The sequence below is a fragment of the Achromobacter sp. SD115 genome (genome assembly GCF_017355315.1).
GTDB lineage: Bacteria > Pseudomonadota > Gammaproteobacteria > Burkholderiales > Burkholderiaceae_B > Achromobacter > Achromobacter xylosoxidans_B.
On record NZ_JADIJM010000014.1, the window covers coordinates 81,863 to 108,372 of the forward strand.

Consider the following 26,510-nt stretch of genomic DNA (forward strand, 5'->3'; position numbering starts at 1 on the left):
GGGTTTCAGGGCGCTTGCGCGCCCAGCACCTCGCGCGCAGTCTCGATGAACCAGCGAACGGCAGGGTTCACGGACTGCGCGGGCGCCGCCAGCGCCATGGCATAGGTCAGCGGTTCGCCCGCGACGTCCGCGAGGTCCACGTAGGCCACGTTGTCGATGGCGATCCTGCGCAGTGCCGACGGAACGATGGCGACCCCCAGGCCGCCGGCGATGAGCGGCAAGCTGATGAGGGCGTGGGACGACTCCTGCAAGACCCGCGGATGGAATCCGGCCCGCTGGCAGGCCGCGACGATTTCGCCGGCGAAGCCGGGGCTGTCCGAATGCGCCAGGGTCACGAGGGCGTCGTCCGTCAGGTCCGAGAGCCTGGCGCTTTTCACACCGGCCAGTCGATGGCCCGCCGGCACGGCCAGCACCAGCCGTTCCCGCTGCAAGGCGGTGATCGCGATGCCCGGCACGCCGGAAGCGGGCGGCACCAGGAATGCCGCGTCCAGTTCGCCGCGCTGCAATCCCGCCAGGATGCCGACGGTGCTGCCGCTGGTCAGGCGCAGCCGTATATGTGGAAAACGCTGCGCGAATTCCGGCAGGATGCGCGGCAGCAGGTTCAAGGCGGCACTGGGTACTGCGCACACGCGCAGGGCGCCCATGCGCCCCTCTGCCGCGTCGCGCGCGGTTTGCAGCGCGGCGTCGGCGCCTTCCAGCAAGCGCTTGGCTTCGCCCAGGAAGGCGCCTCCGGCGACCGTGAGACGCACGCCCAGGCGGTCGCGTTCAAACAGGTCCGCGCCGATCTCGGTTTCGAGCCGCTTGATGGCGACGCTGAGCGGCGGCTGGGTCATGTGCAGCCGCGCGGCGGCCTTGCGATAGTTCAATTCCGTCGCCAGGACGACGAACTGTCTGAGCTGCCTGAAATCCATGGTCGTCTCCCAGTGCGTGTATCGGTAGGGCCCTGCGGCGAGCGAGTGAGTCTACGGATAGAATGGCCGGGCCGGACAGGCCAGTTTTCCTACTGTGAGCAGACCACATGGCAAAGACATTCGAGCTGGATACGCTGAAGATGCGCATGAACGATGCGGAACTCCAGCGGCTGGACCTGCATCAGCGTATCCAGCGGGCGCTGCGCGCCCTGATCCTGGACGGCGCGCTGGGGCCGGGCCTCAGGCTGCCCGCGACCCGCGGCCTGGCGAAGTCGCTGGGGGTGGCGCGCGACACGGTGGAAAACGCCTACGTGCAGTTGCATCGTGACGGCTACATCGTGCGCCGCGAGGGCTCGGGCAGCTATGTGTCCGAGACGGTGGGCGCCGAGCTGCGCGGCGCCGCGCGCAGGCGGGCGAAGCTGGATCAGAGGCCGGCCGTGGCGCAGCCCGGGGCGGGCCTGAGCCGGCGCGGACGCATGATCCTGGACAGCGGCGGCGTCGCCGATCAACAAGTCATCAGGGCGTTCGCCACGGGCCTGCCGGAAACCCGCACGTTTCCCATCGATATCTGGGAACGGCTGCAACGCCAGGTAATGAAGGACTACCGCGCCCATGTGCTGCTGCATGGCGACCCGCAGGGCGCCGAACCGCTGCGCCGCGCCATCGCCGCCTACCTGAACCTGGAACGCGGCGCCAAGGTCTTGCCCGAACAGGTCCTGGTGCTGAGCAGCACCCGCCAGGCCCTGTTCCTGTGCGCGCAATTGCTGGCGGACGTCGGCAAGCCCATCCTGATGGAGAACCCCGGCTACTTTGGCGCCCGCAAGGCCTTTGAAGCAGCGGAGACGCGCATCGCGCCCATCGACGTCGACGCGCAGGGCTTGCGCATGGACCTGCTGCGCGCGGACCGCAGCGGCGCCAATTGCGTGTACGTGACGCCGTCGCACCAGTACCCCACGGGCGTGACGCTGTCGCTCGAACGCAGGCTGGAACTGATCAACTGGGCCGTGGAACACGGCAAGTGGATCATCGAGGACGACTACGACAGCGAATTCCATTACGACGGCGTGCCCACCGCCTGCGTGCAGGGTCTGGACCTGCATCAGCGCACCATCTACCTGGGCACGTTCAGCAAGACGCTGTATCCAGGGCTCAGGATGGGATACATGGCGCTGCCGCCGGGTCTGGTCGAGGCCTTTGCCCGCGCGCGCAGCATCATGGACGGACATACTCCGCAGATCCTGCAACTGACGCTGGCGCGCTTCATGGAAGACGGCCATTACAACTCGCACGTGCGGGCCATGCGCAAGCTGTACGCCGGCCGTCGGCAGGTGCTGCTGGAATCGTTGGGCAGGCATCTGGATGGCATTGTGCAGGCCGTCAGGCCTCCCGGCGGCTTGCAGATCCCGTGTCTGCTCGAACGCGGATGGTCCGAGGAAAAGACCATCCGCCAGGCCGAGGCCGCTGGGCTGCGCCTGCCCGGATTGAGCAGGCTGTACGCAGGCGAGTACAAACAGCAGGGCTGGCTGCTGGGCTATGCCTCCCTGACAGCCTACGAAATCGAAGCCGCCGTGCTGCGGCTGTCGAACGCGCTGAGGCGGGCCTAGAACACCTCAGTAGGGCAGGGGGAAGCGCCTTGCCAGCCCGGCCACGCCCTCGCGGATGGCGCTTTCCGTGCGGGCGTCGACGGCCCCGGCGCGCACGCCGCCCAGCAGGGCCAGGATCATGTCGCCGATCTCCTGGAATTCAGCCGGACCCATGCCGCGGGATGTGCAGGCGGCGCTGCCCACGCGTATGCCGGAGGTGACGGCGGGCTTGGCGGCGTCGTTGGGAACGGCGTTCTTGTTCAGGGTGATGCCCACCTGTTCCAGGGCTTGTTCCGCCGTGTTGCCGGCGAGTCCCCAGGGCCTCAGGTCGACCACACCAAGGTGGCAATCGGTGCCGCCCGACACGATGGAAAGCCCGCCTTCCGCCAGCCGGCGGCACAGGACACGGGCGTTCTCGACCACCGCGTGGGCATAGGTCCGGAACGCGGGCTGCAGCGCCTCGCCCAGGGCCACGGCCTTGGCGGCGATGATGTGCATCAGCGGACCGCCTTGCAGACCGGGGAAGACTGCCGAATCGATCTTGCGGGCGAGTTCGGCGTCGTTGGTCAGGATCATGCCGCCGCGCGGGCCGCGCAGCGTCTTGTGCGTGGTGGTGGTGGTGACATGCGCGTGCGGCACCGGCGAGGGGTACGCTTCGGCCGCGGCCAATCCGGCAAAATGCGCCATGTCCGCCATGAAGATCGCGCCCACGTCGTCGGCGATGGCGCGAAAGCGCGCGAAGTCCAGCGTGCGCGAGTAGGCCGAGCCGCCGGCGATGATGAGCTTGGGCCTTTCCTGGCGCGCAATGCGCTCGACCTCATCCATGTCCACCAGATGCGTGGCCGCATCGACGCCATAACTCAACGCCTGCAGCCAGCGTCCCGACATGTTGACCTTGGAGCCGTGGGTCAGGTGGCCGCCTGCCTTCAGGTCCAGGCCGAGGATCTTGTCCCCCGGCGCCAGCAGCGCCAGATAGACTGCCTGGTTCGCCTGGCTGCCGGAGTGGGGCTGCACGTTGGCGTAGCGGGCGCCGAACAGGCGCGTGGCGCGCTCGATGGCGATCTCCTCGGCCATGTCGGCGTTGACGCAGCCGCCATAGTAGCGGCGGCCTGGGTAGCCCTCGGCATACTTGTTCGTCAGCACCGAGCCCTGGACTTCCAGCACCGCGCGGCTGACGAAGTTTTCGGAGGCGATCAGCTCGATCGAGTGCATCTGGCGGCGCCGTTCGGCGTCGATGGCGCCCCAGATGCCGGGATCGGCTTGTGACAGGGGCAGGGCGCTGATGGCAGGCAGCGCGAGGCTGTCGGGCGGGGCAATGTTCGTCACGGAGGTTCCTGGTTGGATGAGCATGATGTGGCAATGAGAAGCGTCAGGCGTTGGCGGCCAGGGTCCGCTGGCCACCGTGGATCAGCAGGTGCGCGGTCAGGCCGGCAACCAGGCCCCAGAACGCGCCGCCCACGCCCAGCAGGGTGACGTTGGCGGCGGTGGCCAGGAAGGTGATGAGGGCGGTCTCCCGAGTGCGGGCGTCGGCCATCGCATTGGCCAGGCTGCCGCCGATGGCGCCCAGCAGGGCTAGTCCCGCCAGCGTGGTGATGAAGGCCTTGGGCAGAACCATGAACAAGGTCGCCAGTGTGACGCCGAACGTGCCGACCAGGATGTAGAACACGCCGCAGGCCAAGCCAGCGATGTAGCGCTTGGCGGGGTCCGCATGCGCGTCGCGGCCGGTGCAGATCGCGGCGGTGATCGCCGCCACGTTGAAGGCGTGCGCGCCGAACGGCGCCATGACAAGCGAGCCCAGTCCGGTCACGGTCAGGATGGGGCTCGCGCTGGTCTTGTAGCCGTCGTTGCGCAGCACCAGCATGCCGGGCATGTACTGCCCCGTCAGCGTGATGATGAAGAGGGGCAGGGCCACGCCCAGCAAGGCCTGCAGCGAGAACTGCGGCATCTGGAAGACCGGCGCGGCCAGGCTGAGGTGGACGGCCGAGAAGTCGATTCGGCCTTGCGCGATGAGGAGCCCCAGGCCGATGACCAGGATGCCGACCACCGCGAAGCGCGAGGTAAAGCGTTTGAGTAACGCATAGGATATGACCAGCACGATGACCAGCAGCGGATCGGCGCTGGCGCCGCCGAAGGCATTGACGCCGAACTGCAGCAGGATGCCGGCCAGCAGGCCGGCGGCGATGCCGCCCGGAATCATGCGCACCAGCTTTTCGAAAGCGCCGGACAGGCCCAGCACTATGAAGCCCAGCGCCGACAGGATATAGGCGCCGATGACCTCGCCGTAGGGTGTGAAAGGCATCACGGTCGCAAGAAACGCCACGCCGGGCGTGGACCAGGCCGTGATGATCGGCGCCTTGTAGCGCCAGCTCAACAGCGCGCCCGTGACGCCCACTCCGACGGAAACCGCCCATACCCAGGAAGTGGTCTGGGCCGGCGACAGTCCGGCCAGCTCAGCCGCCTGGAACACCAGCACGAAGGTGCCGCCGTAGTTCACCAGCACCGAAATCAGGGCGGCGACAGTGGGAGAAAAGAAATCGGCGGGTCTCAGGCCTGCCGGCGATGCGTTCATGTATCACTCCGCGTTCATGGTGGGGCCTGGCCGCGCGGCCAGGCTTGAACGAGGAGTCTAGGTTGCTTGCGGTATGTTGATACCTGCCACATTGAGAGTCATGGGCAGACCGCTTTCTGGCTGGACCCACGGTGCCTGCCTTGAATGCGGGGCAGGATCAGCGCCACGCCTCCCGCACCGCTTGCGCGATTGCGGTGGCTTGGCGCAGCCCGGCCTGGGCGGCCTCGGCACGGCGCACCGGGTCCAGTACGTTGTCGCCGATGGCCTGTACGCTGGCCTCATCCGGTAGCACGGCTCGGACCTGGCTGCCGGCCTCGCGCAGCGCCTGCAGTTCGCGCCGCAGATGCCCGCTGACCGGATTGCCGTCGCGAAACCCCAGCGGCGCCAGTACCACGACTTGGCTGTAGCCGGCAGCCATGTCGGCGTTGGTCATGGAGCGGATGCCGCCGTCCATGTAGGCCGAGCCATCGATGGGTACGGCCGGCCAGGCGCCCGGCACGGCGCAGCTGGCGGCGATGGCGTCGATGAAATCCACCTGGTCGGCGGCGCTGAAGCTGCGCCCCTCGCCGCTATGCGCGTCGACGGCAACGACACGCAAGGGGCGGCTTGGCCAATCGCTTGCGCCGAGGCGGGCGGCGATGATGGCGCGGCGTTCGGCCAGCGTGGGCGTGGCGCTGCGCAAAGCATAGGCGCCGATGCGCCGCCGTGCCAGCTGCAGGTCGGCGCCCACTTTGCCGTACAGCGCGTGGTTCTTGTCGTCGGCTGCTTGTTGGGAATAAGGCCGGAATTGTTCGGCGCCTGTTCCGCCCAGTTGCGTCGCCAGCAGCTGCATGGGCGGGACGCCCAGCGCCAGTTGCGCGCTGGCGACGGAACCCGCGGAGCAACCGATGAACAGGTCCGCGGCGGCGAGGTCGATGTCCTGGCGTGCCAAGCCCGCCAGGATGCCGATCTCCCAGGCCAGCCCGGTCACGCCGCCGCAGCCCAGTACCAGGCAGCGCCTCATTTGCGCGTACGGCATTCAGGCCGTCTCGACGCGGGTGGCGGCGGACGGTTCGGCCTCGCCAACCGTGGGCGCCGGACGATAGTGGTAGTCGCCCATGTCCGTCTTGCGCAGCATGTGCCAGTAGTCGTCATTGCGGAACGGCGTGGGCGCGACCACCTTGCCATGCGCGTTGCGATACCAGTTGCTCATGCCCTTGTGGGTCCAGATCATGCGGTCATGCGCGGCCTGGACGCGCGCGTTGTAGGCGTCATGGCGGTCCTTGCGCACCTCGATCTCGAAGCGTCCTCCTGCCCGCTCCAGGCCTTGCCGCAACAGGCCCATGACGTAGCGTACCTGGGTCTCCAGCAGGGCGACGACGCTGCCGCCGTGGCCCAGCGCCGTGTTGGGGCCGGCCAGGATGAACAGGTTGGGAAAGCCCGGGGCGGCCACGCCCATGAAGGCTTCGGCGCCCTTTTCGTCCCAGGCCTCGCGGATCGAGCGTCCGCCGCGGCCGTAGAGCTTGAACGAGGACAACAGGTTGATCGCGTCGAAGCCGGTCGCGACCACCAGCACGTCCAGTTCATGTGCATTGCCGTTGTCGCCCACCACCGCGCTTTCCGTGACCCGGGCGATGCCGCCCGTGACCAGCTTGACGTGGTCCCGCGCCATGGTGCGGAACCAGCCGTTGTCCATCAACATGCGCTTGCCGAAGGGCGGGTAGTCGGGCAACACCTCCGGCAGCAGATCCTGGCGTTCGCCGAGTTCCGTCTTGATGTAGCGGGTGAAGTGCTCGCGATGCTTGTCGTTGATCTCATTGATGGCGCGATCGGGATGCGGCCAGTGGGGATCGATCTGCAGGGTCGCGTGGACCCGGTCGTTGAAGATCCAGGCCAGGCGCTGGCGATACCACTCCTGGTAGTACGGCACGTCGCGCAGCAGGAAGCGGACGTCCTGCGGCACGGGCTTCTGGAATTTCTCGAACGGCGCGGCCCATTGCTTGGAGCGCTGGAAAACGGTCAGGGAGCGGACGTCGTCGGCGATGGCTGGCACGACCTGCATGGAGCTGGCGCCGTTGCCGATGATGCCCACGTTCTTGCCGCGCAGGTCCAGGCCTTCCGGCCAGTTCGCCGTATGGAAGCAGGGGCCCTTGAAACTCTCCAGGCCGGGTATGGGGGGCAACTTGGGCACGTTCAGCAGGCCTACCGCGCTGATGACGATGTCCGCCGCATAGTCCTCGATCTGGCCGTCCTGTCTGACCATGCGTACGTTCCAGCATAGCGCGGCTTCGTCGTAGCGGGCGGACTCCACGCGCGTATTGAAGCGGATGTTGGCGCGCACGCCATGCTGGTCGGCGACGCTTTCGAAATAGCCCTGGATCTCGCCCTGCAGGGCAAAGTAGCGCGACCAGTCGTGCTTGGCGAAGGAGTATGAGTAGATATGGTTGGGTGTGTCCACGCCCGCGCCGGGGTAGCGGTTCTCGTACCAGGTGCCGCCGACCTCGGCGTTCTTCTCGATCACCACATAAGGAATGCCCGCGCCTTGCAGGCGGATCGCGGCGCACAGGCCGGCCACGCCTGCGCCGATGACCAGGACCCGATAGCCTCGCGGCACCGGGAACGCATGGCGTTGCTCCAGTGCGAAGTCCGGATCCAGCCCCAGCCAGGCGGCGATCATGGGGCCGTAAGAGTCAGGAACCGCTTCTCCGATGCTGGTGCGCAGCATGGAGACCAACTCTTCATGCGTGGGTGCGGGCAGCTTGGGCGGCTGGCCGCGGCGGTTGAGCAGAATGGCCGAGTACGCGGCTTCACGGATCTCTTCCTGCACGGTTTCGGGCAGGCCGCCGGGATCGTTGTCTTCGAGGCCGCGGATGCGCGAGCACTGGTAGCGCCCGGACAGCCATTGCGTGTCGCCCGTCAGGTGCACCAGCACCATGAGCAGCGTGGGAATGTTGGCGCTGGTCAGCGCACGCTTGAGCGTGGTCTCCCACACGTCGTTGCCTAGCGGTTTTGCCGGGGCCGGGGTATCGCGATGCATGTAAGGGTCCTTGCAGGAATGGCGTGGGGTATGGGGTTGCGGCCTATTCGGCGGTTGCGCCGGACTTCTTGATCAGCTCGGCCCATTTGGCGCTGTCGCTGACGATGAAAGCGCCAAAGTCGGCAGGCTTGGTGAACAGGGCGTCCAGGCCCATCTTCTTGAATTGCTCCTGCACGTCCGGCGCCGTCTTCATTTTCTGCAAGGCTGCCTGCAGCTTCTCGACGACCGCGGGCGGCGTACCGGCCGGGGCCACGATGCCCAGCCAGGGCATGGCGTCGTAGCCGGGCAAGCCGGATTCCTCCACGGTAGGCAGGTCGGGCAGCACCGAGGACCGGGTCTTGGTGGTCACGGCCAACGGGCGCACCTTGCCGCTGTCGAGGAAGGGCTGAGCGGCCGCGATGTCCACGAACAGCATGTCGACTTCGCCGCCGGCCAGGGAGGTCAGCGCCGGTACGCTGCCCTTGTAGGGGATGTGGGTCATCTTCAGGCCGGTCAGCGCGGCGAACAGCTCGCCCTCCAGATGGTTGGAAGTGCCATTGCCGGAGGAAGCGAAGGTGGCAGACTTGCCATCTTTCTTGAGCGCGGCTATCAGGTCCTTAACGTTGGACGCCTGCACCTGCCTGCCCGTCACCAGCACGTGCGGCACGCTGGCGATGAGCGACACGGGCTGGAAGTCCTTGACCGGGTCGTAGTTCGCGGTGTTCTTGTACAGGCTGGGAGCGATGCCGAGGGACGACGCCGCCATCAGCAGCGTGTAGCCATCGGCCGGCGCCTTGGCCACATAGGCCGAGGCGATCATGGTGCCGGCGCCGGGCTTGTTGACCACCACCACCGGCTGGCCCAGATCGCTTTGCAGCTTGGCCGCGATCTGACGGGTCATCACGTCGGTGACGCCGCCAGGCGTAAAGGGCACCACGATGTTGATCGGCTTGTTGGGATAGTCCTGGGCGTGAGCGGTTGCACCCGCGCAGATCAGGGTTGCGGCCAGGCAGTTCGATAGCCATTTCATGGTTTGTCTCCTGTGGTTTTCTAGGTGTGGCGTTCAGGTGGAGCCTGCGCTGAGGTTCCGGTGCCGGATCAGCCCCCACACCGTGTTGGCATAGGGCATGTCCAGGTTCAGCTTTGCTGCGATTTCGATCATGGCGCCGACCAGGGCGTCGATTTCCAGCGGCTTGCCTTGTTGGGCGTCCTGCAGCATCGAGGTCTGGGCGGCCCCCGCGCTGGCGGCGGCCTGCATGCGTTGCTCCACCGTTACCGGCAGCGCAAGTCCGAGCGCTTGGCCTAGCGCCAGGTATTCGCCCAGCATGGCGCGCGCCAGCTTGCCGAGGTAGGGATCGCGGACCATGGCTTCCATGGTGGCGTTGGCAAGCACGCTCAAGGGATTGAAGGTGGCGTTGCCCATCGCCTTGATCCAGACAGCCTGGTGGATCCCGGCGCTGACCTCGCATTGCAGGCCCGACGCCCGCAGCAGGCCAGCCAGCCTGCTGGCTCGGGCCGACACGTGGCCGTCAGGCTCGCCGAGGATGAGGTGGTTGCGGGCGTTCTGCGCCGCGATGCCGGGCGCGGTGGAATTCGCCGCGATGTACACCACCGCGCCCAGCACCCGGTCCAACGGCAGTGCGCGCCTGAGGATGCCGCGGCCGTCGACCGATTGCAGCGGCGCATCGCCCAGCGGGTTGTCCAGTGTGGCCAGATACCACCAGGGGATGCCGTTCACGGCCGGCACCACGGCGCCTTGCGGCGCGAGCATCGGCGCCAGGTGCGCGGCGATATCGTCCAGCGCCTGTTGCTTGACCGCAAGAATCAGGTAGTCCGCGTCGCGCACCTGGCGCGGATCGTCGGTGGCGCGCACCGGGTAGTGGCGCGTGACGCCGTCAGCCGTCAACCCGACGCCATGCTGCCGCAAGGCGGCCAGCGTCTGTCCGCGGGCGATCATGGTCACCTCGCAGCCTGCCTGGGCCAGGCGCGCGGCGAGCAGACAGCCGATCGCACCCGCACCATATACCGCGACGCGGCATTGATGAGCATCTTCCATTTCTACTCTGCGAAAAAGGGGCCGCCGGGAGGGCGGCGCGGTTGCCGCTATTCCTGGTATTCGGGCCGGATGCGTTGCAGCAGCCGGAGCAGGGGAGGCCAGTGCTTGTGGCGGGAGGGGCGGTCGAGACGGTCGAACTGGCGGCCGACCTTCTCGGCGACTTCGGCGGCGGGCGTCACCAGCGGCAGGCCGCCGGCCAGCGCCGCGACCTGCGCCTGGCAGGCGCGCTCCAGGTAGAACATGGCGTCGAAAGCGTCAGGCACGCTGGCGCCGCAGACCAGCAGGCCGTGATTGCGCAGGATCATCGCGCTGTGCGGACCCAGGTCGGCGATCAGGCGTTGCTGTTCGTCCATGTCCAGCGCGACGCCTTCGTAGTCGTGATAGCCGATGCGGTCGTGAAAGCGCATGGCATGCTGCGAAATCATGAGCAGCCCGGCCGCTTGCGCGGACACGGCGATGCCGGCGGCGGTGTGCGTGTGCATGACACAGGCCGCGTCGTGGCGGACGCGGTGGATGGCGCTATGGATGACGAAGCCGGCGGGGTTGATGCCCAGGCCGGTCTGGTCCAGCAGGATGCCGCCATCGATGTCCACCTTGACCAGGTTGGACGCGGTGATCTCATTGAACATCAGGCCGTAGGCATTGATCAGGAAATGCGGCTCGGCGCCGGGAACCCGGGCCGAGATATGTGTGTAGATGTGGTCCGTCATGCGCATCTCGACGGCCAGGTTGTAGGCCGCGGCGAGGTCCACCCGCACTGCCCATTCCCCGGCTGAAACCTGGTCCTTGATCGATGCCTCTTGCACGGCGACTCCTCCGGTTTTGCATTCTTCTTGGTCTGGCCCGCGCTTTTGCCGCGTGGCCTGTTTCAACCGGAGTATAGGTTTTCCGACCGCTTCCGACTAAGCAAACGTTTTGATGGAAACGCATAAATCCCATCAATCATTCAGCCATGCCGGCATGCATGAAAAACCTTGATGGATATGCATAAAAACGTTTGGCTAGTGCGGCGAAAAACCGCTGCCTATACTGATTTTCCTACCCATGGGCGCGCCTGCAACAAGTCTGCGCGCCATTGAAAAATCAGAAAAGCTGGAGGCTGGATGGACGCTGCAGGAAACCGCACGATCACGGATTTGCTCGATGAACAGGCGCTATGCCACGGGCATCGGCTGGCGATTGTGCATGAGTACCAGAACGGCGACATCAGCCAGTTGAGCTACATCCAGTTGCGTGAGGCGGCCCGCGGATTTGCCGCGGGCCTGCAGGCGCGCGGCGTGAAGCCGGGTGATCGCGTGTTCGTGTTCATGGGCAACACCGCGGAGTATGTGCCGCTGTGGATGGGCCTGATGCTGGCGGGCGCCGTCATCGTGGCGGGCAACATCTATCTCACCGCGCCGGAAGTGGCCTACCAGCTTGAGCATTGCCAGCCCGCGCTGGCGCTGGTGGAGCCGACGCACGAGGCCCTGATACGCGAAGTCTGCGCCGGCATGGTGCAGCCGCCGGACATCGTGGCGGTTGCGCGCGGCAGCCTGGGACCGGAAGGCCTGAGCGGCGCGCTGGCGGGGGCGCCGGCGGATTGCCAGGCGCCCGACCAGGGTAGCGACGACCTGGCGCAGATCCTGTACACCTCTGGCACGTCGGCGCGGCCCAAGGGCGTGATGCTGACACAGGCGAACCTGCTCTGGTGCGGCCAGGCGGGTGCGGCCAACAGCGGCCTGAGCCGCAGCGACCGCGTGTTCAACAACAAGCCGCTGTTCCACGCCAATTGCCAGGAGACGGTGCTGTCCTGCCTCACGGCAGGCGCCACCGCGGTGATCGGCGAACGCTATAGCGCGACGCGCTACCTGCGCCAGCTCATCGAGCACCGCATCACGATATGCAGCCTGTCCGGCATGCTCTGCCGCACCTTGCTGAACCAGCCGCCCACGCCGTTCGATACGGCGCACCGGGTGCGCTACGCGGGTTATGCCATCAACATTTCGGAAGCCGAGATCGCGGCGTTCATCGAGCGCTTCCGCATTCCCCTGCGCAACGGCTACGGGCAATCCGAGACCATGCTCTACATCACTTTGCAGCCGCATGCCTCGCCGTCCGCCTACCCGTCCATCGGGCGCGTCACGCCCGACCGCGAAGTGTTCGTGGTCGACGACGACAACCAGCCGGTGGCCGCGGGCGCCGTGGGCGAGATCGTGGTGCGCGGGCGTCCAGGGCGCACGCTGACCCTGGGCTACTATCGCGACCCGGCGGCTACGCAGGCCGTGTTTGACGGCGGCTGGCTGCACACGGGAGATCTGGGCTATCAGGATGCCAAGGGCAACTTCTTTTTCTTCGGCCGCAAGAAGGAAGTGATCAAGCGGGCCGGCGAGAACATCTCGGCCGCGGAGGTGGAAGAGGCCTTGATGGGGCATCCCGCCGTGCGCGACGTGGCCGTGGTGGGCGTACCGGATCCGGTGCGGGACCAGTCGGTCAAGGCCTTCATCGTGCTGCGCGCCGGGCATCAGGCGGATGCGGATGCCATCAAGGCCTTTTGCGCCCAGCGGCTGGCGTACTTCAAGGTGCCCGAACACGTGCAGTTCATGGCGGAGCTGCCGCGCAACGCCAGCGGCAAGGTGCAGAAACGGGCGCTGCTAGATGCCTGAACGCCGCGAGGGTCGTCAGGCCTGGCCGGTGGCGGCCTTGCCCAGCCGGGTCAGGGCTTCGGCGACCTGATGGACGATGGCCTGGCCTTGGTTGCGGTGGATGGCGATGGTGAACTCCAGCGTCAGCGGGGTCAGCGTCGGGTCCACCAGTGCCAGGGAGCCGGCGCGAACTTGTTCGGCCACCATCATTTCCGGCAATTGCGCGATGCCGCCGCCGGCTTCGACGACTTCGATCAGGCTGTTCAGGCGATTGCAGCTGCAGATATTGTCCAGGTTGGCGCCCATGTCGCGCAGTTCGTCCTGCGCCGGGCCGAAGAAGCCCGACGGGCGCGACACGCACCACAGCGGCTCTGTTTGCAGTAGCGATTGCATGGTGCGCGGCTGGCCGTCAGCGTCGTGCAGCAGCCGGGACGAGACCATCCACGACATGCGGGTCTTGCCCAGCGATTCGCAGATGAACTGGTCGTCGCGCAGATGATTGGCCATGATCGCGATGTCCAGCGCGCCGGACGTCAGATGCTCCTGCAGCTTGACCGCGAGGTCCAGCTCGATCTCGTAGGAGATGCGCGGCAGGGCGCGGCGCAATTCGGGCACCACGCGTGAAAACCAGGTCATGGAAATCTCGCCCATGCCGATGCGTACCGTGCCGGCCGCGTTGTTGACGGCCTCCGCGTCGGTGAAGGCGTCTTCCACCGCCAGCAGCAGCGGTTCCACGCGCTCGACGAAGCGGCGCGCGGGCACCGTCAGTTCCAGCCGGCGGCCGCGCTTTTCGAAGAGAGGAAAACCCAGCGACTGCTCCAGTTCCTTCATGCGCGCCGAGACGGCGGGTTGGGAGGTGTGCAGCCGCTCGGCCGCGGCGCGGAAGCTGCCCAGCTTGGCGATCTGGCACAGGGTTTCGGCGTTGGTCAGATTCGGACGAGGCATGGGCGCATGTAGTGGTTTTTGGGCCGTATGTTAAGGCTAAAGGACGCGGGCAAACTGTCGGCGCCGCGGTTTCACGCGGATTTCTGGCTCTCCTCGCGCAGTATCTGGCCCAGGCGGCGCGCGCCAGGCCCTGCCGCGTCGGGATCGGGGTAGACGAGGTACAGAGCGCCCCAGCGTTGCGCGCCGTCCTGCAGCGGCAGCGGCTTCAATTCGCCCGAGGCCAACTGCTCGCGGATCCAGTCTTCCGGATACCAGGCGAAGCCCATGCCCATGCACGCGGCGCGTATCGACGTGCTCTTGTGGCTGAAGGTGATGCGCTGCTCGGTAACGTCCCAGACGCTGGGCCGCAAGCGCTGCCGCCCGCTGTCGCGGATCACCAGATGGCGGTGCGCCTTGAGGTCTTCGAGCGACAGCGGCCGGTTCATCAGGTGCAGGGCATGCGAGGGCGCGGCGGCGGCGACCGCGCAGTAGCGCAGTAGCGCGTCGCCGACATGGCCGGCCGGGATGTGGTCGGCGCAGATGGCGAGGTCGACCTCGCCCGAGAGCAACAGCTCGTCGGTGCCGCCGACCACCGATTCGTGAAGTTCGATGCGGGTCTCGGGGAATTCGCCGGCAATCTTGTCCAGGCAGCGCAGCAGCAGGTCCGTAGGGAACAGGCTTTCGACGGCCAGCGTCAGCATCTGTTCGCGCCCCTTGGCGAGATTGCCGGCCGCCCGTTCCAGGCGCTGGGCCTCGTTCACCAGAGACTTGCCGCGCCGGTAGAGGATCTTGCCGTCGTCCGTCAGAAGGGCCTTGCGTCCGTCCATGGCGAACGCCGCCACGCCCAGCCGTTCCTCGATCTGGCGGATGGCATAGCTGATGGTCGACTGCGACTTGCTGAGCGCCTCGGCGGCCTGGGCGTAGCCGCCCGCGTCCACCACGGCGACCAGGGCCTGCCATTGCTCCAGCGAGATTCTGGGTGGCATATATATCTATCAATTAGATAAATTTCTGCGAAATATTGAACTATTTTATCTGTTTTATAGATGATTCAATGGGTTCATCGTCATCAAGACAGAAGGAACCCAGATGAACATCCTGGTCATCACCGCCGGCGCGCCGGCCGATACATTCTCAGCGGCGCTTGCCGAGCGCTATGTGAACGGCGTGCAGTCCGGCGGCCACGCGCGGGTCATATGGGCCGATCTGCGCGCCGAGGCGTTCGATCCGCGCATGACCGAAGCCGACCTGGATTTCTACCGCGGCAAGGGACCCTTGCCCGGCGACGTGCGGCGCGAACAGTTGCGCGTGGAGGCTGCTGACCTGGTCGTGCTGGCGTTCCCGATCTACTGGTGGGCCATGCCGGCGCTGGCCAAGGGCTGGATCGACCGTGTCTTCACCAAGGGATGGGCCTTCGGCGCCGCCGGGGGACAGCCGGGTCGATTGGCCGGCAAGCGCGTGCGCCTGATCGCGACCGGCGGCGCCGGCCCGCATGCCTATGACGAGTACGGCTACCGCGCCGCCATTTCCACCCAGATCGAACACGGAATCCTCTATTACAGCGGCGTGAGCGACCTGCGCACGCACCTGTTCCTCGACGTCGAGAGCGGCGACGAGGACGCGCGGCATCGCAACCTGTCCGATGCGTACGGGTTCGGCCTTTCGCTTGCCGCGACAGGCGCCGGGACTCCTCCCGCGCGCTGAACATTTCCTTCCCTACTCTTCTCAATGAGGTTCGCCATGTCCATCACCACGCGGGAAATCCACCTGAAAAACCGCCCCACGGGGCTGCCCACGTCAGACGACTTCGCGTTGGTCGAAACCACGCTGCCCGCGCCCCGGCCAGGGCAGATCCTGGTGCGCAATCTGTGGATGTCGGTTGATCCGTACATGCGCGGCCGCATGGATGAGCGCAAGAGCTACATCGCGCCCTTCGCGCTGGACCAGGTGCTCGAAGGCGCGGCGGTCGGCGTGGTCGAGCAGAGCGCCGATCCGCGTTTTGCCGCGGGCGATCGAGTGGTGCACTTCGCCGGCTGGCGCGAGCATGCGTTGATCGACGCCGCGCATGCCACCGCCGTCGCCGACGACGGCATCGCCTTGCAGACCTACCTGGGCGCCCTGGGCTTTCCTGGCCTGACGGCGTACGTGGGGTTGACTCGGATTGCCAACGCGCAAGCGGGCGAAACCATCTTCGTGTCCGCAGCCAGCGGCGCGGTCGGCAGCGTGGTGGTCCAGATGGCGAAGCAGATGGGGTTGCGCGTCGTGGCGTCCGCCGGTTCGGAGGACAAGGCGCGCTGGCTGCGCGACGTTGCCGGGGCGGATGCGGTCATCGATTACCGCAGCGCGCCCGATCTCACCGCGGCGCTGGCCCAGGCCGCGCCGCAGGGCATCGACATCTACTTCGACAATGTCGGCGGCGACCATCTGGACAGCGCGTTGGCGTTGGCCAATGACCATGCGCGTTTCGTGCTGTGCGGCATGATCTCGGGCTACAACGAGGGCAAGCCGGCCATCGGCGTGCGCAATCTGTTCTCGGCTATCGAAAAGCGCATCAAGCTCCAGGGCCTGATCGCCTCCGACCACATCGACGTGCTGCCGGAGTTCATCCCCCGCATGAGCGCGTGGATCAAGGCCGGACAGGTGCAGTTGCGTGAAACGGTGGTGGACGGACTGGAGCGCGCGCCGGAGGCATTCATCGGCCTGTTCAAGGGCGCCAACACCGGCAAGATGCTGGTCAGGCTGACCAAGTCCTGAAGACCCGGCCCGCGCGGGTCGGCCGCAGGCTCGGTGAAATCCGCCATTTCCGGCCGCCTGGCCCGCCGATACACTGGCCGATCGCCATCCAAACGAGACAGCCATGAGACAACTACTTCCCGCCCTGGGCGCCGCGCTTGCCTTCACGTTCGGCGCCCAGGCGTCGGCCCAGCAAGCCCAGCCCCCGGCCTCCGTGCCGCGCGATCCGTTCTTCTGGCTGGGCGAGATCAACAAGGCCACCGCCGTCATCAACACCGACGAGGGGTTGCTGGACAAGTCCATGGCGCCGCGCCTGGCCGCCGGCGTGGCCAAGGTGATCAGCGACGGCAACCAGCCTGGCGCCAAGCGCCCGTCCAGCGTCATCACCTTCGAACCGTTGTTGATCAAGGCGGCGGGCGAGGACGTGACGTTGCTGCACGCGGGGCGTTCCAGCCAGGACATGCACGCGACCTACCGCAGCGCCATCCTGCGCGACAAGCTGCTGGATCTGGCGGCCCAGCTGAACGCCACGTCCACCACCCTGGTGGAACTGGCGGGCAAGCATGCCGCGACCATCGTGCCGAACTACACCAACGGCGTGGCGGCCCAGCCCAACAGCTACGGACACTATCTGCTGGGGCAGGCCGCCGGCATGGCGCGCGACGCCCAGCGCATCCGCGAAGCCTATGTGCGCATCGACCGTTCGCCGATGGGCACCACGGTGCTCAACGGCACCAGCTGGCCGCTGGACCGCAAGCGCATGGCACAGTATCTGGGCTTTGCCGCGCTGGTGGACAATGCCTATGACGCCTCGCAGATTTCATCCATGGACCAGCCCGTGGAAGTTGCATCCATCGTCACCAGCATCGCGCTGCGCACCGGCAACTTCGTCGAGGACGTGATGACCCAGTACGCCCAGCCGCGTCCCTGGATCCTGCTGGAAGAGGGCGGCGGCAACACCTACGTGTCCAGCGCCATGCCGCAGAAGCGCAACCCCGGCCTGCTCAACGACACCCGCAGCGACGCGTCGACCGCCGTGACGCTGGCCATGGGGCCGGTGGTGCAGACGCACAACATCACGCCGGGCATGAGCGATCCCAAGGACGTGAAGCAGAACTCCGCCATGGTCGACGCCGGCATCTCGGCGCTCAAACGCTGGGACCGGGTGCTGAAAGCCATGGTCATCAGCCCCGACCGGGCGCTGGAAGAACTGAACAGCGACTGGACGGCGTCGCAGGAACTGGCCGACGTGCTGATGCGCAAGTACAAGCTGCCGTTCCGCGACGGGCATCACTTCGCGTCCGAGGTCGTGAGCTACGCCAAGACCAACAACATCAAGCCGCTGGACTTCCCGTATGAGCAGGCGCGCCGCATCTATGCCGATGCCATGAAGGACTCGAAGTACGGCAACGAACTGCCGATGAGCGAGGCGGAGTTCCGCTCGACGCTGGACCCGGTCGCCATCGTCAAGAACCGCGCCACTTCGGGTGGTCCGCAGCCGGCGGAAATGGAGCGCATGCTGAAGGAGGCGCGCGCGCAGCTGGCTGAACAGGATGCCTGGATCAAGGCGCGCCGCGCCCACATCAACGATGCGCTGGCGGACCTGGACGAGAGATTCGGCGCGCTGGTTGCCAGCGCGCCGAAAGAGAAGGGCCAGTAGGGGCCGGGTCATGGCGGCCTGTCGCCAGGCCGCTGGCAGCCCGTGCTTGCGGCCTGGGCCGGAAACGCGGAGCGGACCTCAGCCGCGGGCCGGGAAGGGCGCCGCGAAGCGGCGCAGCCGCAGCGCGTTGCTCAGGACGAAGACGCTGGACAGGGCCATCGCGCCCGCCGCGAACACCGGCGACAGCAGGCTGCCGTTGACCGGATACAGCAGGCCTGCCGCCACGGGAATCAAGGCCACGTTGTAGGCGAAGGCCCAGAACAGGTTCTGCTTGATGTTGCGGATGGTGGCCTTGGACAGGGCGATGGCGTTGGGTACGCCGCCCAGGTCGCCCGACATCAGCACCACGTCCGCAGCCTCGATGGCGATGTCCGTGCCGGTGCCGATGGCCAGGCCCACGTCCGCTTCGGCCAGGGCCGGCGCGTCGTTGATGCCGTCGCCGACGTAGGCGATGGGGCCGTATTGCTGCTTCAGGCGTTGCACGGCTGCGACCTTGCCGTCGGGCAGCACTTCGGCGACCACTTCGTCGATGCCGAGCTGGCGGGCGATGGCCTCGCCGGTGCGGCGGTTGTCTCCGGTGATCATGGCGACCTTCAGGCCCAGGTCATGCAGGGCGCGGATGGCGGCGGCAGTGGTTTCCTTGATGGGGTCGGCCACGGCGATCATGGCGGCCAGCTTGCCGTTGATGGCGGCGTACAGCGGGCTCTTGCCCTCGTCGCCCAGACGCACGGCGTCCGAACCGAAAGACTCGACGCTCAGGCCCAGCTCACGCATGTAACGGTCGGCGCCGATTTCCACCAGATCGCCGTCCACCCGGGCGCTTACGCCGAAGCCGGTAATCGATTCGAACTGCGAGATCGTGCCCAGCGCGATGCCCTCGCCGCGCGCCGCGTCCACGATGGCTTGCGCGATCGGGTGTTCGGACTTGGCTTCGACGGTGGCGACCTTGCCCAGCACGACAGCGCGTTCGAAGCCCGGCGCGACGATCAGGTCGGTGAGTTCGGGACGGCCCTTGGTCAGCGTGCCGGTCTTGTCCACCGCCACGACCTGGGCATCCTTCAGCGACTGCAGCGCTTCGCCCTTGCGGAACAGCACGCCCATCTGCGCGGCGCGGCCGGTGCCCACCATGATCGAGGTCGGCGTGGCCAGGCCCATGGCGCAGGGGCAGGCGATGATCAACACAGCCACGGCATTGACCAGCGCGAAGGTCAGGGCGGGCTCGGGTCCGAACGTCAGCCAGATGATGAAGGTCACGACCGCGGCCGCCATCACGGCAGGCACGAACCACATCGTGATGCGGTCCACCATGGCCTGGATCGGCAGCTTGGATCCTTGCGCCTGTTCGACCATGCGGATGATCTGCGCCAGCAGCGTGTCGCCGCCGACCTTGGTGGCGCGGAACGTCAGCGCGCCGTTCTGGTTGACGGTGCCGCCGACCACTTCCGAGCCGGGCTGCTTCTCGACCGGCACGGGCTCGCCGCTGATCATGGACTCGTCGATGTAGCTGTTGCCTTCCACGACTTCGCCGTCCACCGGGATGCGCTCGCCCGGGCGGACTTCGATCAGGTCGCCCGCCACGACTTCCTCGATGGCGAGTTCCAGCGTTGCGCCGTTGCGCACCACGCGCGCGGTCTTGGCCTGCAGGCCGAGCAGGCGCTTGATGGCTTCGGATGTGTTGCCCTTGGCGCGGGCTTCCATGTAGCGGCCCAGGAGGATCAGCGCCACGATGACCGCGGCGGCCTCGTAGTAGACGTTGACGGTGCCGGCGGGCAGCAGTTGGGCCGCGAAGGTGGCGACCACCGAATAAGCGTAGGCGGCGGACGTACCCACCGCCACCAGCGAGTTCATGTCGGGCGCGCCGCGCAGCAGCGCGGGGATGCCTTTCTTGAAGAAGCGCAGCCCGGGGCCGAACAGCACGATGCTGGCCAGCACGAATTGCAGGTACCAGCTGTTCTGCGTGCCGATGGTTTCAGCGATGACGTGGTGGAACGCCGGCACGATGTGGGCGCCCATTTCCAGGATGAACACGGGCAGCGCGAAGATCGTGGCGATGGTCAGGGCGCGCTTGAGCGACTTCAGTTCGGCGGCCTGGCGTTCGGCCACGGCGTCGGTGTCGCTGGATTCGGCCGAGAGGGTTTTCGCTTCATAGCCGGCCTTGGCCACGGCCTGGATCAGGGCGTTGGCGGGCACGCCGCCGGCCGCGGTGATGCTGGCGCGCTCGGTGGCGAGGTTGACGCTGGCGTTGCTGACGCCGGGTACGGCCTTCAGGGCTTTCTCGACGCGGCCCACGCAGGAGGCGCAGGTCATGCCGGAGACCGACAGTTCTATCGTGGTTTCAGCGACGGCGTAACCCGCTTTCTGTACCGCCTGTACCGCGGCGGCGACGTCCGGCGCGCCTGCAAACGTGATGTCGGCGCGTTCGGTCGCCAGATTGACGCTGGCCTGATTGACGCCCGGCACGGCCTTCAAGGCCTTTTCGACCCGACCCACGCAGGAGGCGCAGGTCATTCCCTCGATGGGCAGGCTGACCGCGACGCTGTTTGCTGGGATGGCACTCATATCCGCTCCTTGAAAACTTGGAATTTCATGCTGATGGCTGCACTATAAAGATTCCAATGATGTCAAGGTCAAGCGTTTGATTGCCGCGGGTCGTCCAAGGGAAAAAATAGCGGCCGCAGTTGTTGCAGCCGGTGGTTTCTAAAATGGGGACGCGCTTAGGCCGGCACCCTAAAAAGGGGGGCGCCGGCCAGGCTCAGAACCAGATGCGCACGCCCGCCAGGATGGCGCGCTCGGAGCGGCTTTCACCCGCTTCGCTGGCGTAGCTCGCGGTCTTGCCGAACTTGCGTCCGAACGACACGCCGATATATGGCGCAAATTCGCGCGTGACCTCGTAGCGCAGCCGCAAGGAGAACGATGCGTCGGACAGGCCGGAGCCCACGCCGCGCGCCTCGTCATTCTTGCCATTCAGGCTGGCTTCGATCTCGGGCGTAAGGATCAGGCGCTGCGTGAGCAGCAGATCGTATTCCGCCTTCAGCGCCAGCGCGGTCCTGCCCGAACCGCCGACATAGCCGGTGATCTCGGTTTCGATGCCGTAGGGCGCGACGCCCTGCACGCCGAACGCAGCCCAGTTGCGTTTGGGTCCGGTGCCGAAATCGCGCCGCGCGCCCAGCTGCAGGTCCCAGAACGGCGAGATCGTGTGGCTCCAGAAGGCTTCGATCTTGGCATCCGTGTTGCCATTGAGGCGATCGCCCTCGCTCTTGATCCACAGCTTGTTCAGGTCGCGGCCGATCCAGAACTGGCCGTCCCATTGCAGGCTGGTCTGTTCGTTGCGGTCATAAGCGACGCCGAGCTTGTCGAACAGCAGATGGCTGGTGACGACGTTGTCCATCATGTGCGGATGGATGCGGTAGGCGGCGTAGCGCTGCTCGGTGCTGCCGTCGCTGGAGGGCAGGGAACCCACCGGCGGGCCTTTGCGCGGGGATTCGTCCATGCCTGGCATCGAGCCGTGGTCCATGCCAGGCATGGAGCTGTGATCCATGCCTTTCATGGAACCATGGTCCATGCCCTTTTGCGAGGCCGGAGCCTTGCCCTGCATCGAGCCATGATCCATGCCAGGCATCGAACTGTGATCCATTCCCTGCATGGCACCGTGATCCATCCCCGGCATCGAACCGTGGTCCATGCCGTTCATCGTGCCGGCCGGCGTTTGCGCCAGGGCCAGCCCGGATGCGGCGGAAAGGAGGGCGGCGCCCGCGACGAGCCCGGGCCAGTGCTTTCTGGATGTGGTTGTTCTCATTATTCCCCCTATTCCACGACGACCGCGCGGAACATGCCGGCCTCCATGTGGAACAGCAAGTGGCAGTGATAGGCCCAGTTGCCGCGCGCGTCCGCGCTGACGCGGTAGCTCAGGCGTTGCGCCGGGTTGAGGCTGATCGTGTGCTTGCGCACCTGGAAATTGCCGTCGGCGGACTCGAGGTCGCTCCACAAGCCGTGCAGGTGGATGGGGTGCGTCATCATGGTGTCGTTGACCAGCACGAAGCGCACGCGCTCGCCGTACTTGAGCACGATGGGCTTGGCCTCGGTGAACTTCAGTCCGTTGAACGACCACATGTAGCGGTCCATGTTGCCGGTCAGGTGCAGCTCGATTTCTCGGGTCGGCGGCCGGTTGTCGGCGGGTTCGACCATCGAGTGCAGGTCGGCATAGGTCAGCACGCGGCGGCCGTTGTTGCGCAGGCCCACGCCGGGATCATCCAGCCGGGTCGAGACGATGTCAGGCAGCATGGAGTTGGCGGGACTGCGCTCGGCGGGGTAGGGATGCTTGACCTCGACCATGCCGCCTTCGTTGCCGCCTGGGCTGCCAGGCATGGCGCCATGGTCCATGCCGCCGTGATTCATGCCCGCCATTCCAGCCATACCGGCGTGGTTCATCCCACCCATGGCGCCTTGACTCATGTTGCCCTGCGCGCCATGGTTCATCGCGCCTTGAGCGCCGTGGTCCATGCCCCCTGCCTGCCCCCCGCCCATGTCCATGCCGGGCATGTCGTGCGCCATGCCCATGTCCATCATGGTCAGCACCTGCACCGGGTCCAGCGCCGGGATCTCGGCCTGCATGCCTTCGCGCGGCGCCAGCGTGCCGCGGGCATAGCCGGAGCGGTCCATGGCCTGCGAAAAGATGGTGTAGGCGCGCTCGTCCTGCGGTTCGACGATGACGTCATAGGTCTCGGCCACGGCGATGCGGAACTCTTCCACTTCCACGGGCCGCACGGCCAGGCCGTCGGCGGCCACCACCGTCATCTTCAGGCCGGGGATGCGCACATCGAAGTAGGTCATGGCCGACCCGTTGATGAAGCGCAGGCGGATGCGTTCGCCCGGACGGAACAGGCCGGTCCAATTGCCCGCAGGGGATTTGCCGTTGGTGAGGAAGGTGTAGGTGGCGCCCGAGACGTCGGCCAGATCGGTCTGGTTCATGCGCATCTTCTGCCACATGAGACGTTCGTTCAGCGCGTTCTTCCAGCCGGACTTCTCCGCGTCGTCCATCAGGCTGCCGACGGTGGGCTGGATGTAGTTGTAGTAGTCGGGCATCACCTTGAGCTTGCGGAACACACTCATGGGATCTTCGTCGGTCCAGTCGGACAGCAGGACGACATAGTCGCGGTCGGCCCGCACCGGGTCGGGGCGCTTGGGATCGATCACGATGGCGCCATACAGCCCCGTCTGCTCCTGGAAGCCGGAATGGCTGTGATACCAGTACGTGCCGCTCTGGCCCACGTCGAACTGGTAGGTGAAGGTCTCGCCGGGGGCGATGCCGGGAAAGCTCAGGCCGGGGACGCCGTCCATGCCGGTGGGCAGGATGATGCCGTGCCAGTGGATCGAGGTGTCCTCGCGCAGGCGGTTGGTGACGCGCAGCGTGACGCGGTCGCCCTCGCGCCAGCGCAGCGTGGGCGCGGGCAGCATGCCGTTGACCGTGGTCGCGATGCGGGGCGCGCCGGTGAAGTTGGCGGGGCTCTCGCCGATCTCCAGGTCGAACTCGGTGCCCGACAGCACGCTCTGCCGCGCCGGGGCGGCCTGCGCCCACGACGACGGACTCCACAAGCCCATGCCGGCCAGCGCGCCGCCCGTGGCCAGGCCCTGCACAAACCGGCGGCGCGGATTCGAAACTGCTCTACTCATGCTCTATCTCCCCGGTAGCCGGACCGGCATCCCGGCAGTGGATTACTTGACGGAAACCGCGCCCTTCATGCCGGCGGGATAGTGTCCGGGCTCAAGGCAGGCAAAGGCGACGCTGCCCGCCTTGTCGAAGGTCCAGACGATGTCGCCGGCCTTGCCTGCTTCCAGGGACACGGAGTTCGGCTCTTCATGGCGCATGCCCGGATCCTTGAGCATCATCTGGTAGTGGCCGTCCAGGTCCGCGGGGGTGCCCAGCACCATTTCGTGGCGGATCTTGCCGGAGTTGGTGACCTTGAAGCGGATGGTTTCGCCCGCCTTGACGTCGATCCTGTCCGGGGTGAAGCGCATGGCGTCCGTCATGTCGACGGCGACCGTGCGCGAGACTTTGGCGGGGTTGCCAGGCTTGCCGATGGCGGCGACGGCATCATGCCCGCCGCCGTGGCCCGCGCCGTGGCCGGGGGCGGCCATGGCGCCGAAGGAAAGCAAAAAGGCGCCTGCGGCGACGGCGCCCTGCGCGAGTTTCACCAGTTTCTTCATGCGTATCCTCTAGACTCGAATTGGGGGTGGAGGCGCCACTTTAGTGACGCGCTCCACACCGCAACCTGTCGGGAGGATTACTTTCCTGCAATGTTCGGCGCCCGGGACAGGGTGAAGCCGACTTCGGTGCCCTGTCCGCCGCAGCGGGCGAACGCGTTGCCGCCGTGCATGCGGGCGATGGCCCGGACGATGGCCAGGCCCAGGCCGTGTCCGTCGGTGCGCCGGCTGCGCGCATCGTCGCCCCGGTAGAAGCGGTCGAAGATGCGCGGCAATGCCTGGGCCGCTATCGGCGCGCCGGGGTTCCGCACCCTGATTTCGATCTCATCCTGCCGGGTGACGCAATAAAGGTCGATGCCGCGTCCCCGAGGGGTGGCCCGGATGGCGTTGCTGAGCAGGTTCGCGATGGCGCGCCGCAGTAGCCGCGGGTTGGCCATCAGGACGGCGCCGCCGTGCGCCGCCAGGGATACGCCGGCATCGTCCAAGGCGGCCTCGTAGTACTCGGCCACGCGGGCGACCTCCTGGCGCACGTTCACCTCTTGCAGGTCTCCCGCCGGTTCGCCGCCGTCGGCACGGGCCAGGAACAGCATGTCGTTGACCAGGGCCTTCAAGCCTTCCAGCTCTTCCAGATTGGATTCCAGCACCTCGCGCAGTTCTTGCTCGGAACGCGGAGATGACAGGCTGACCTCGGCGCCGCTGATCAGCGTCGCCAGCGGCGTGCGCAGTTCATGGGCCACGTCGGCGTTGAAGCCCTCCATCTGCTGGTAGGCCGTCTGCACCCGGCCCAGCATGCCGTTGAAGGTATGGGTGAACTCGCGCAGCTCCCGGTCGATGCCCTGTTCCGGCAGGCGCACCGCAAGATTATCCGGCTGGATGCGGGACGCCTGTTGGGACAGGCGGCGGATCGGCGAGAGGGAGCGCCGCACCGCCCATGCAGACAGCACCACGGTGGCGCCGACCCAGACCGCGCAGATCAGGACCAGCGCGGTGGCGAAGGCATACAGGAACTGCGTGCCGGGACGCAGGTTCACGGCCACGGTGAGCTCGGCGCCGGGCAGCAGCGAGCCTTCCAGCGGCACGCGCAGTCCGCGCATGTTCCAGCCGTCCTGCGTATGCAGTCTGATCTCGTTCCCGGAGAGCGGCCGAATATCCACGGGTGGCGCGTCGCCGTAGAACACGCTGCCGTCGGCGAGCGTGATCCAGGTCTTGAGGTTGCCGTGGCCGACCATGATGTTGTCCAGCGCGCCGCGCAGATCCTGCATCTGCGCGAGCGTGGCCTGCATGCCGATGAGATGGTTGATGAGCTCCAGCTTGCCTGCCACCTCAGTCATTTCCTGGCGCTGCACCTCGCGCTTCAGCGCCCAGAACAAGGTGCATCCGGCAATGCTGGACACCACCAGGGCGATGACGCCGAGCAGCAGCGTGAGCCGGATTTCGATGGACGCGATGCGGGGCAGCCTCATTTCTCGCGCAGCTCCAGCACATAGCCCATGCCGCGCACGGTATGCAGCAGCTTGGTCTCGAACGGGTCGTCGATCTTCGCCCGCAGGCGCCGCACGGCTACCTCGATGACGTTGGTGTCGCTATCGAAGTTCATGTCCCAGACCTGCTCCGCAAGCACGGTCCTGGACAATACCTGGCCATGGCGCCGCAGCATCAGCGTCAGCAGCGTGAACTCCTTGGCGGTCAGGTCCAGGCGCATGCCGCCTCTTTGCGCCTTGCGCCGCGCCAGGTCCATCTCCAGGTCGGCGAGTTTGAGCAGCGTGGATTCCTGCCCGCGGCCGCGGCGCAGCAGCGCCTGGATCCGCGCCAGCAGTTCGGAGAAGGCGAAGGGCTTGACGAGGTAGTCGTCCGCGCCGCCCTCCAGGCCGCGGACCCGGTCTTCCACCTTGTCGCGGGCGGTCAGCATCAGGACGGGCGTCTGCTTGTGCTTGCGCAGGTCCGCCAGCACGCCGAAGCCGTCGACGCCGGGCAGCATCACGTCCAGCACCACTACGTCGTAGTCGCCTTCGATGGCGGCGTGCCGCCCGTCTATGCCGTCGCGGGCGATGTCGACCACGTAGTTGTGTTCGGTCAGTCCTTTGCGGACGTAGTCCGCGAGCTTTCTTTCATCTTCGATCAAGAGGATACGCATGGGGCGCCTCGCTTTCCTTGCACAAATGTAATGAGTCGGTCCGGCTTCTGTAATTACCGACTGCGTAGAGTTCAGCGTGTCAGCCAAGTTCCCGCTTGGCGACGCCGAAACACAAGGAACGAT

21 protein-coding genes are annotated in these 26,510 nt (G+C 66.6%); 5 read left to right on the forward strand and 16 right to left on the reverse strand.

Annotation, left to right across the window (positions count from 1 at the left end; genetic code table 11):
* Positions 1 to 5: 5 nt before the first annotated feature.
* Positions 6 to 911 (reverse strand): LysR family transcriptional regulator, encoded by a 906-nt coding sequence (locus tag IPU70_RS19860; protein ID WP_207469599.1) that lies wholly within the window; start codon positions 909 to 911, stop codon positions 6 to 8.
* 107 nt (positions 912 to 1,018) lie between these two features.
* Here IPU70_RS19860 and IPU70_RS19865 point away from each other — a divergent pair, with 107 nt between their 5' ends.
* Positions 1,019 to 2,515: a PLP-dependent aminotransferase family protein gene (locus IPU70_RS19865; RefSeq protein WP_207469601.1), complete on the forward strand. Its 1,497-nt coding sequence runs from the start codon at positions 1,019 to 1,021 to the stop codon at positions 2,513 to 2,515.
* Between the two features lie 6 nt (positions 2,516 to 2,521).
* Here the strand turns inward: IPU70_RS19865 and IPU70_RS19870 are convergent, their stop codons facing one another.
* The 7 genes from IPU70_RS19870 to IPU70_RS19900 form a co-directional block, all read right to left on the reverse strand.
* On the reverse strand, positions 2,522 to 3,844 hold the full coding sequence (locus IPU70_RS19870; protein ID WP_242702600.1) for a serine hydroxymethyltransferase: 1,323 nt from the start codon (positions 3,842 to 3,844) through the stop codon (positions 2,522 to 2,524).
* Between the two features lie 19 nt (positions 3,845 to 3,863).
* Positions 3,864 to 5,063: a benzoate/H(+) symporter BenE family transporter gene (locus IPU70_RS19875; RefSeq protein ID WP_041654392.1), complete on the reverse strand. Its 1,200-nt coding sequence runs from the start codon at positions 5,061 to 5,063 to the stop codon at positions 3,864 to 3,866.
* A gap of 157 nt (positions 5,064 to 5,220) precedes the next feature.
* The gene (locus IPU70_RS19880; protein WP_207469603.1) at positions 5,221 to 6,081 is read right to left on the reverse strand and encodes a patatin-like phospholipase family protein; all 861 of its coding nucleotides are present in this window, start codon (positions 6,079 to 6,081) and stop codon (positions 5,221 to 5,223) included.
* Positions 6,082 to 8,079 (reverse strand): NAD(P)/FAD-dependent oxidoreductase, encoded by a 1,998-nt coding sequence (locus tag IPU70_RS19885; protein ID WP_207469605.1) that lies wholly within the window; start codon positions 8,077 to 8,079, stop codon positions 6,082 to 6,084.
* A 43-nt stretch (positions 8,080 to 8,122) separates the two neighbouring features.
* The gene (locus tag IPU70_RS19890) at positions 8,123 to 9,088 is read right to left on the reverse strand and encodes a tripartite tricarboxylate transporter substrate binding protein (protein ID WP_207469607.1); all 966 of its coding nucleotides are present in this window, start codon (positions 9,086 to 9,088) and stop codon (positions 8,123 to 8,125) included.
* Positions 9,089 to 9,121: 33 nt separating this feature from the next.
* The gene (locus IPU70_RS19895; protein ID WP_207469609.1) at positions 9,122 to 10,114 is read right to left on the reverse strand and encodes a ketopantoate reductase family protein; all 993 of its coding nucleotides are present in this window, start codon (positions 10,112 to 10,114) and stop codon (positions 9,122 to 9,124) included.
* A gap of 47 nt (positions 10,115 to 10,161) precedes the next feature.
* Positions 10,162 to 10,920, reverse strand: coding sequence for a class II aldolase/adducin family protein (locus tag IPU70_RS19900; RefSeq protein ID WP_207469610.1), 759 nt, complete (start codon positions 10,918 to 10,920; stop codon positions 10,162 to 10,164).
* A gap of 297 nt (positions 10,921 to 11,217) precedes the next feature.
* Between IPU70_RS19900 and IPU70_RS19905 the strand changes: the two genes are divergently transcribed.
* Positions 11,218 to 12,756, forward strand: a complete 1,539-nt coding sequence (locus IPU70_RS19905; protein ID WP_207469611.1) for an AMP-binding protein — start codon at positions 11,218 to 11,220, stop codon at positions 12,754 to 12,756.
* Between the two features lie 15 nt (positions 12,757 to 12,771).
* On the opposite strand, the gene IPU70_RS19910 is transcribed toward IPU70_RS19905, so the two are convergent.
* Together IPU70_RS19910 and IPU70_RS19915 are read right to left on the reverse strand one after the other, a co-directional pair.
* Positions 12,772 to 13,680 carry a LysR family transcriptional regulator gene (locus tag IPU70_RS19910; RefSeq protein WP_207469612.1) on the reverse strand — a complete coding sequence of 303 codons (909 nt, stop codon included), beginning with the start codon at positions 13,678 to 13,680 and terminating at the stop codon, positions 12,772 to 12,774.
* 71 nt (positions 13,681 to 13,751) lie between these two features.
* Positions 13,752 to 14,645 carry a LysR family transcriptional regulator gene (locus tag IPU70_RS19915; protein ID WP_207469613.1) on the reverse strand — a complete coding sequence of 298 codons (894 nt, stop codon included), beginning with the start codon at positions 14,643 to 14,645 and terminating at the stop codon, positions 13,752 to 13,754.
* A 103-nt stretch (positions 14,646 to 14,748) separates the two neighbouring features.
* Here IPU70_RS19915 and IPU70_RS19920 point away from each other — a divergent pair, with 103 nt between their 5' ends.
* The 3 genes from IPU70_RS19920 (at position 14,749) to IPU70_RS19930 (ending at position 18,052) form a co-directional block, all read left to right on the forward strand.
* A complete protein-coding gene (locus IPU70_RS19920; RefSeq protein WP_013396347.1) occupies positions 14,749 to 15,363 on the forward strand; it encodes an NAD(P)H-dependent oxidoreductase in 615 nt (204 codons plus the stop codon).
* A gap of 36 nt (positions 15,364 to 15,399) precedes the next feature.
* Complete coding sequence (locus IPU70_RS19925; protein ID WP_207469614.1) at positions 15,400 to 16,413, forward strand: NADP-dependent oxidoreductase; 1,014 nt, start codon at positions 15,400 to 15,402, stop codon at positions 16,411 to 16,413.
* Positions 16,414 to 16,516: 103 nt separating this feature from the next.
* On the forward strand, positions 16,517 to 18,052 hold the full coding sequence (locus IPU70_RS19930; RefSeq protein ID WP_207469616.1) for an argininosuccinate lyase: 1,536 nt from the start codon (positions 16,517 to 16,519) through the stop codon (positions 18,050 to 18,052).
* A gap of 78 nt (positions 18,053 to 18,130) precedes the next feature.
* Here the strand turns inward: IPU70_RS19930 and IPU70_RS19935 are convergent, their stop codons facing one another.
* The 6 genes from IPU70_RS19935 to IPU70_RS19960 form a co-directional block, all read right to left on the reverse strand.
* Positions 18,131 to 20,611: a heavy metal translocating P-type ATPase gene (locus IPU70_RS19935; protein ID WP_207469617.1), complete on the reverse strand. Its 2,481-nt coding sequence runs from the start codon at positions 20,609 to 20,611 to the stop codon at positions 18,131 to 18,133.
* A gap of 193 nt (positions 20,612 to 20,804) precedes the next feature.
* Positions 20,805 to 21,848: a copper resistance protein B gene (locus IPU70_RS19940; RefSeq protein WP_371819018.1), complete on the reverse strand. Its 1,044-nt coding sequence runs from the start codon at positions 21,846 to 21,848 to the stop codon at positions 20,805 to 20,807.
* Positions 21,849 to 21,856: 8 nt separating this feature from the next.
* Positions 21,857 to 23,722 (reverse strand): copper resistance system multicopper oxidase, encoded by a 1,866-nt coding sequence (locus tag IPU70_RS19945; protein WP_207469618.1) that lies wholly within the window; start codon positions 23,720 to 23,722, stop codon positions 21,857 to 21,859.
* 42 nt (positions 23,723 to 23,764) lie between these two features.
* Positions 23,765 to 24,256 carry a plastocyanin/azurin family copper-binding protein gene (locus IPU70_RS19950; protein WP_207469619.1) on the reverse strand — a complete coding sequence of 164 codons (492 nt, stop codon included), beginning with the start codon at positions 24,254 to 24,256 and terminating at the stop codon, positions 23,765 to 23,767.
* A 77-nt stretch (positions 24,257 to 24,333) separates the two neighbouring features.
* A complete protein-coding gene (locus tag IPU70_RS19955) occupies positions 24,334 to 25,716 on the reverse strand; it encodes a heavy metal sensor histidine kinase (RefSeq protein WP_207469620.1) in 1,383 nt (460 codons plus the stop codon).
* A complete protein-coding gene (locus IPU70_RS19960) occupies positions 25,713 to 26,387 on the reverse strand; it encodes a heavy metal response regulator transcription factor (RefSeq protein WP_207469621.1) in 675 nt (224 codons plus the stop codon). Before IPU70_RS19960 ends, IPU70_RS19955 begins: the two co-directional genes overlap by 4 nt.
* Positions 26,388 to 26,510: the final 123 nt, after the last annotated feature.

What these genes read in the sequence shown, in the direction of transcription:
- IPU70_RS19885 (WP_207469605.1), bottom strand. Translation starts at nt 8,079, where the DNA reads ATGCATCGCGATACCCCGGCCCCGGCAAAACCGCTAGGCAACGACGTG.
- IPU70_RS19945 (WP_207469618.1), bottom strand. Translation starts at nt 23,722, where the DNA reads ATGAGTAGAGCAGTTTCGAATCCGCGCCGCCGGTTTGTGCAGGGCCTG.
- IPU70_RS19875 (WP_041654392.1), bottom strand. Translation starts at nt 5,063, where the DNA reads ATGAACGCATCGCCGGCAGGCCTGAGACCCGCCGATTTCTTTTCTCCC.
- IPU70_RS19870 (WP_242702600.1), bottom strand. Translation starts at nt 3,844, where the DNA reads ATGCTCATCCAACCAGGAACCTCCGTGACGAACATTGCCCCGCCCGAC.
- IPU70_RS19960 (WP_207469621.1), bottom strand. Translation starts at nt 26,387, where the DNA reads ATGCGTATCCTCTTGATCGAAGATGAAAGAAAGCTCGCGGACTACGTC.
- IPU70_RS19920 (WP_013396347.1), top strand. Translation starts at nt 14,749, where the DNA reads ATGAACATCCTGGTCATCACCGCCGGCGCGCCGGCCGATACATTCTCA.
- IPU70_RS19880 (WP_207469603.1), bottom strand. Translation starts at nt 6,081, where the DNA reads ATGCCGTACGCGCAAATGAGGCGCTGCCTGGTACTGGGCTGCGGCGGC.
- IPU70_RS19905 (WP_207469611.1), top strand. Translation starts at nt 11,218, where the DNA reads ATGGACGCTGCAGGAAACCGCACGATCACGGATTTGCTCGATGAACAG.
- IPU70_RS19860 (WP_207469599.1), bottom strand. Translation starts at nt 911, where the DNA reads ATGGATTTCAGGCAGCTCAGACAGTTCGTCGTCCTGGCGACGGAATTG.
- IPU70_RS19950 (WP_207469619.1), bottom strand. Translation starts at nt 24,256, where the DNA reads ATGAAGAAACTGGTGAAACTCGCGCAGGGCGCCGTCGCCGCAGGCGCC.
- IPU70_RS19955 (WP_207469620.1), bottom strand. Translation starts at nt 25,716, where the DNA reads ATGAGGCTGCCCCGCATCGCGTCCATCGAAATCCGGCTCACGCTGCTG.
- IPU70_RS19895 (WP_207469609.1), bottom strand. Translation starts at nt 10,114, where the DNA reads ATGGAAGATGCTCATCAATGCCGCGTCGCGGTATATGGTGCGGGTGCG.
- IPU70_RS19930 (WP_207469616.1), top strand. Translation starts at nt 16,517, where the DNA reads ATGAGACAACTACTTCCCGCCCTGGGCGCCGCGCTTGCCTTCACGTTC.
- IPU70_RS19925 (WP_207469614.1), top strand. Translation starts at nt 15,400, where the DNA reads ATGTCCATCACCACGCGGGAAATCCACCTGAAAAACCGCCCCACGGGG.
- IPU70_RS19890 (WP_207469607.1), bottom strand. Translation starts at nt 9,088, where the DNA reads ATGAAATGGCTATCGAACTGCCTGGCCGCAACCCTGATCTGCGCGGGT.
- IPU70_RS19865 (WP_207469601.1), top strand. Translation starts at nt 1,019, where the DNA reads ATGGCAAAGACATTCGAGCTGGATACGCTGAAGATGCGCATGAACGAT.
- IPU70_RS19940 (WP_371819018.1), bottom strand. Translation starts at nt 21,848, where the DNA reads ATGAGAACAACCACATCCAGAAAGCACTGGCCCGGGCTCGTCGCGGGC.
- IPU70_RS19910 (WP_207469612.1), bottom strand. Translation starts at nt 13,680, where the DNA reads ATGCCTCGTCCGAATCTGACCAACGCCGAAACCCTGTGCCAGATCGCC.
- IPU70_RS19915 (WP_207469613.1), bottom strand. Translation starts at nt 14,645, where the DNA reads ATGCCACCCAGAATCTCGCTGGAGCAATGGCAGGCCCTGGTCGCCGTG.
- IPU70_RS19935 (WP_207469617.1), bottom strand. Translation starts at nt 20,611, where the DNA reads ATGAGTGCCATCCCAGCAAACAGCGTCGCGGTCAGCCTGCCCATCGAG.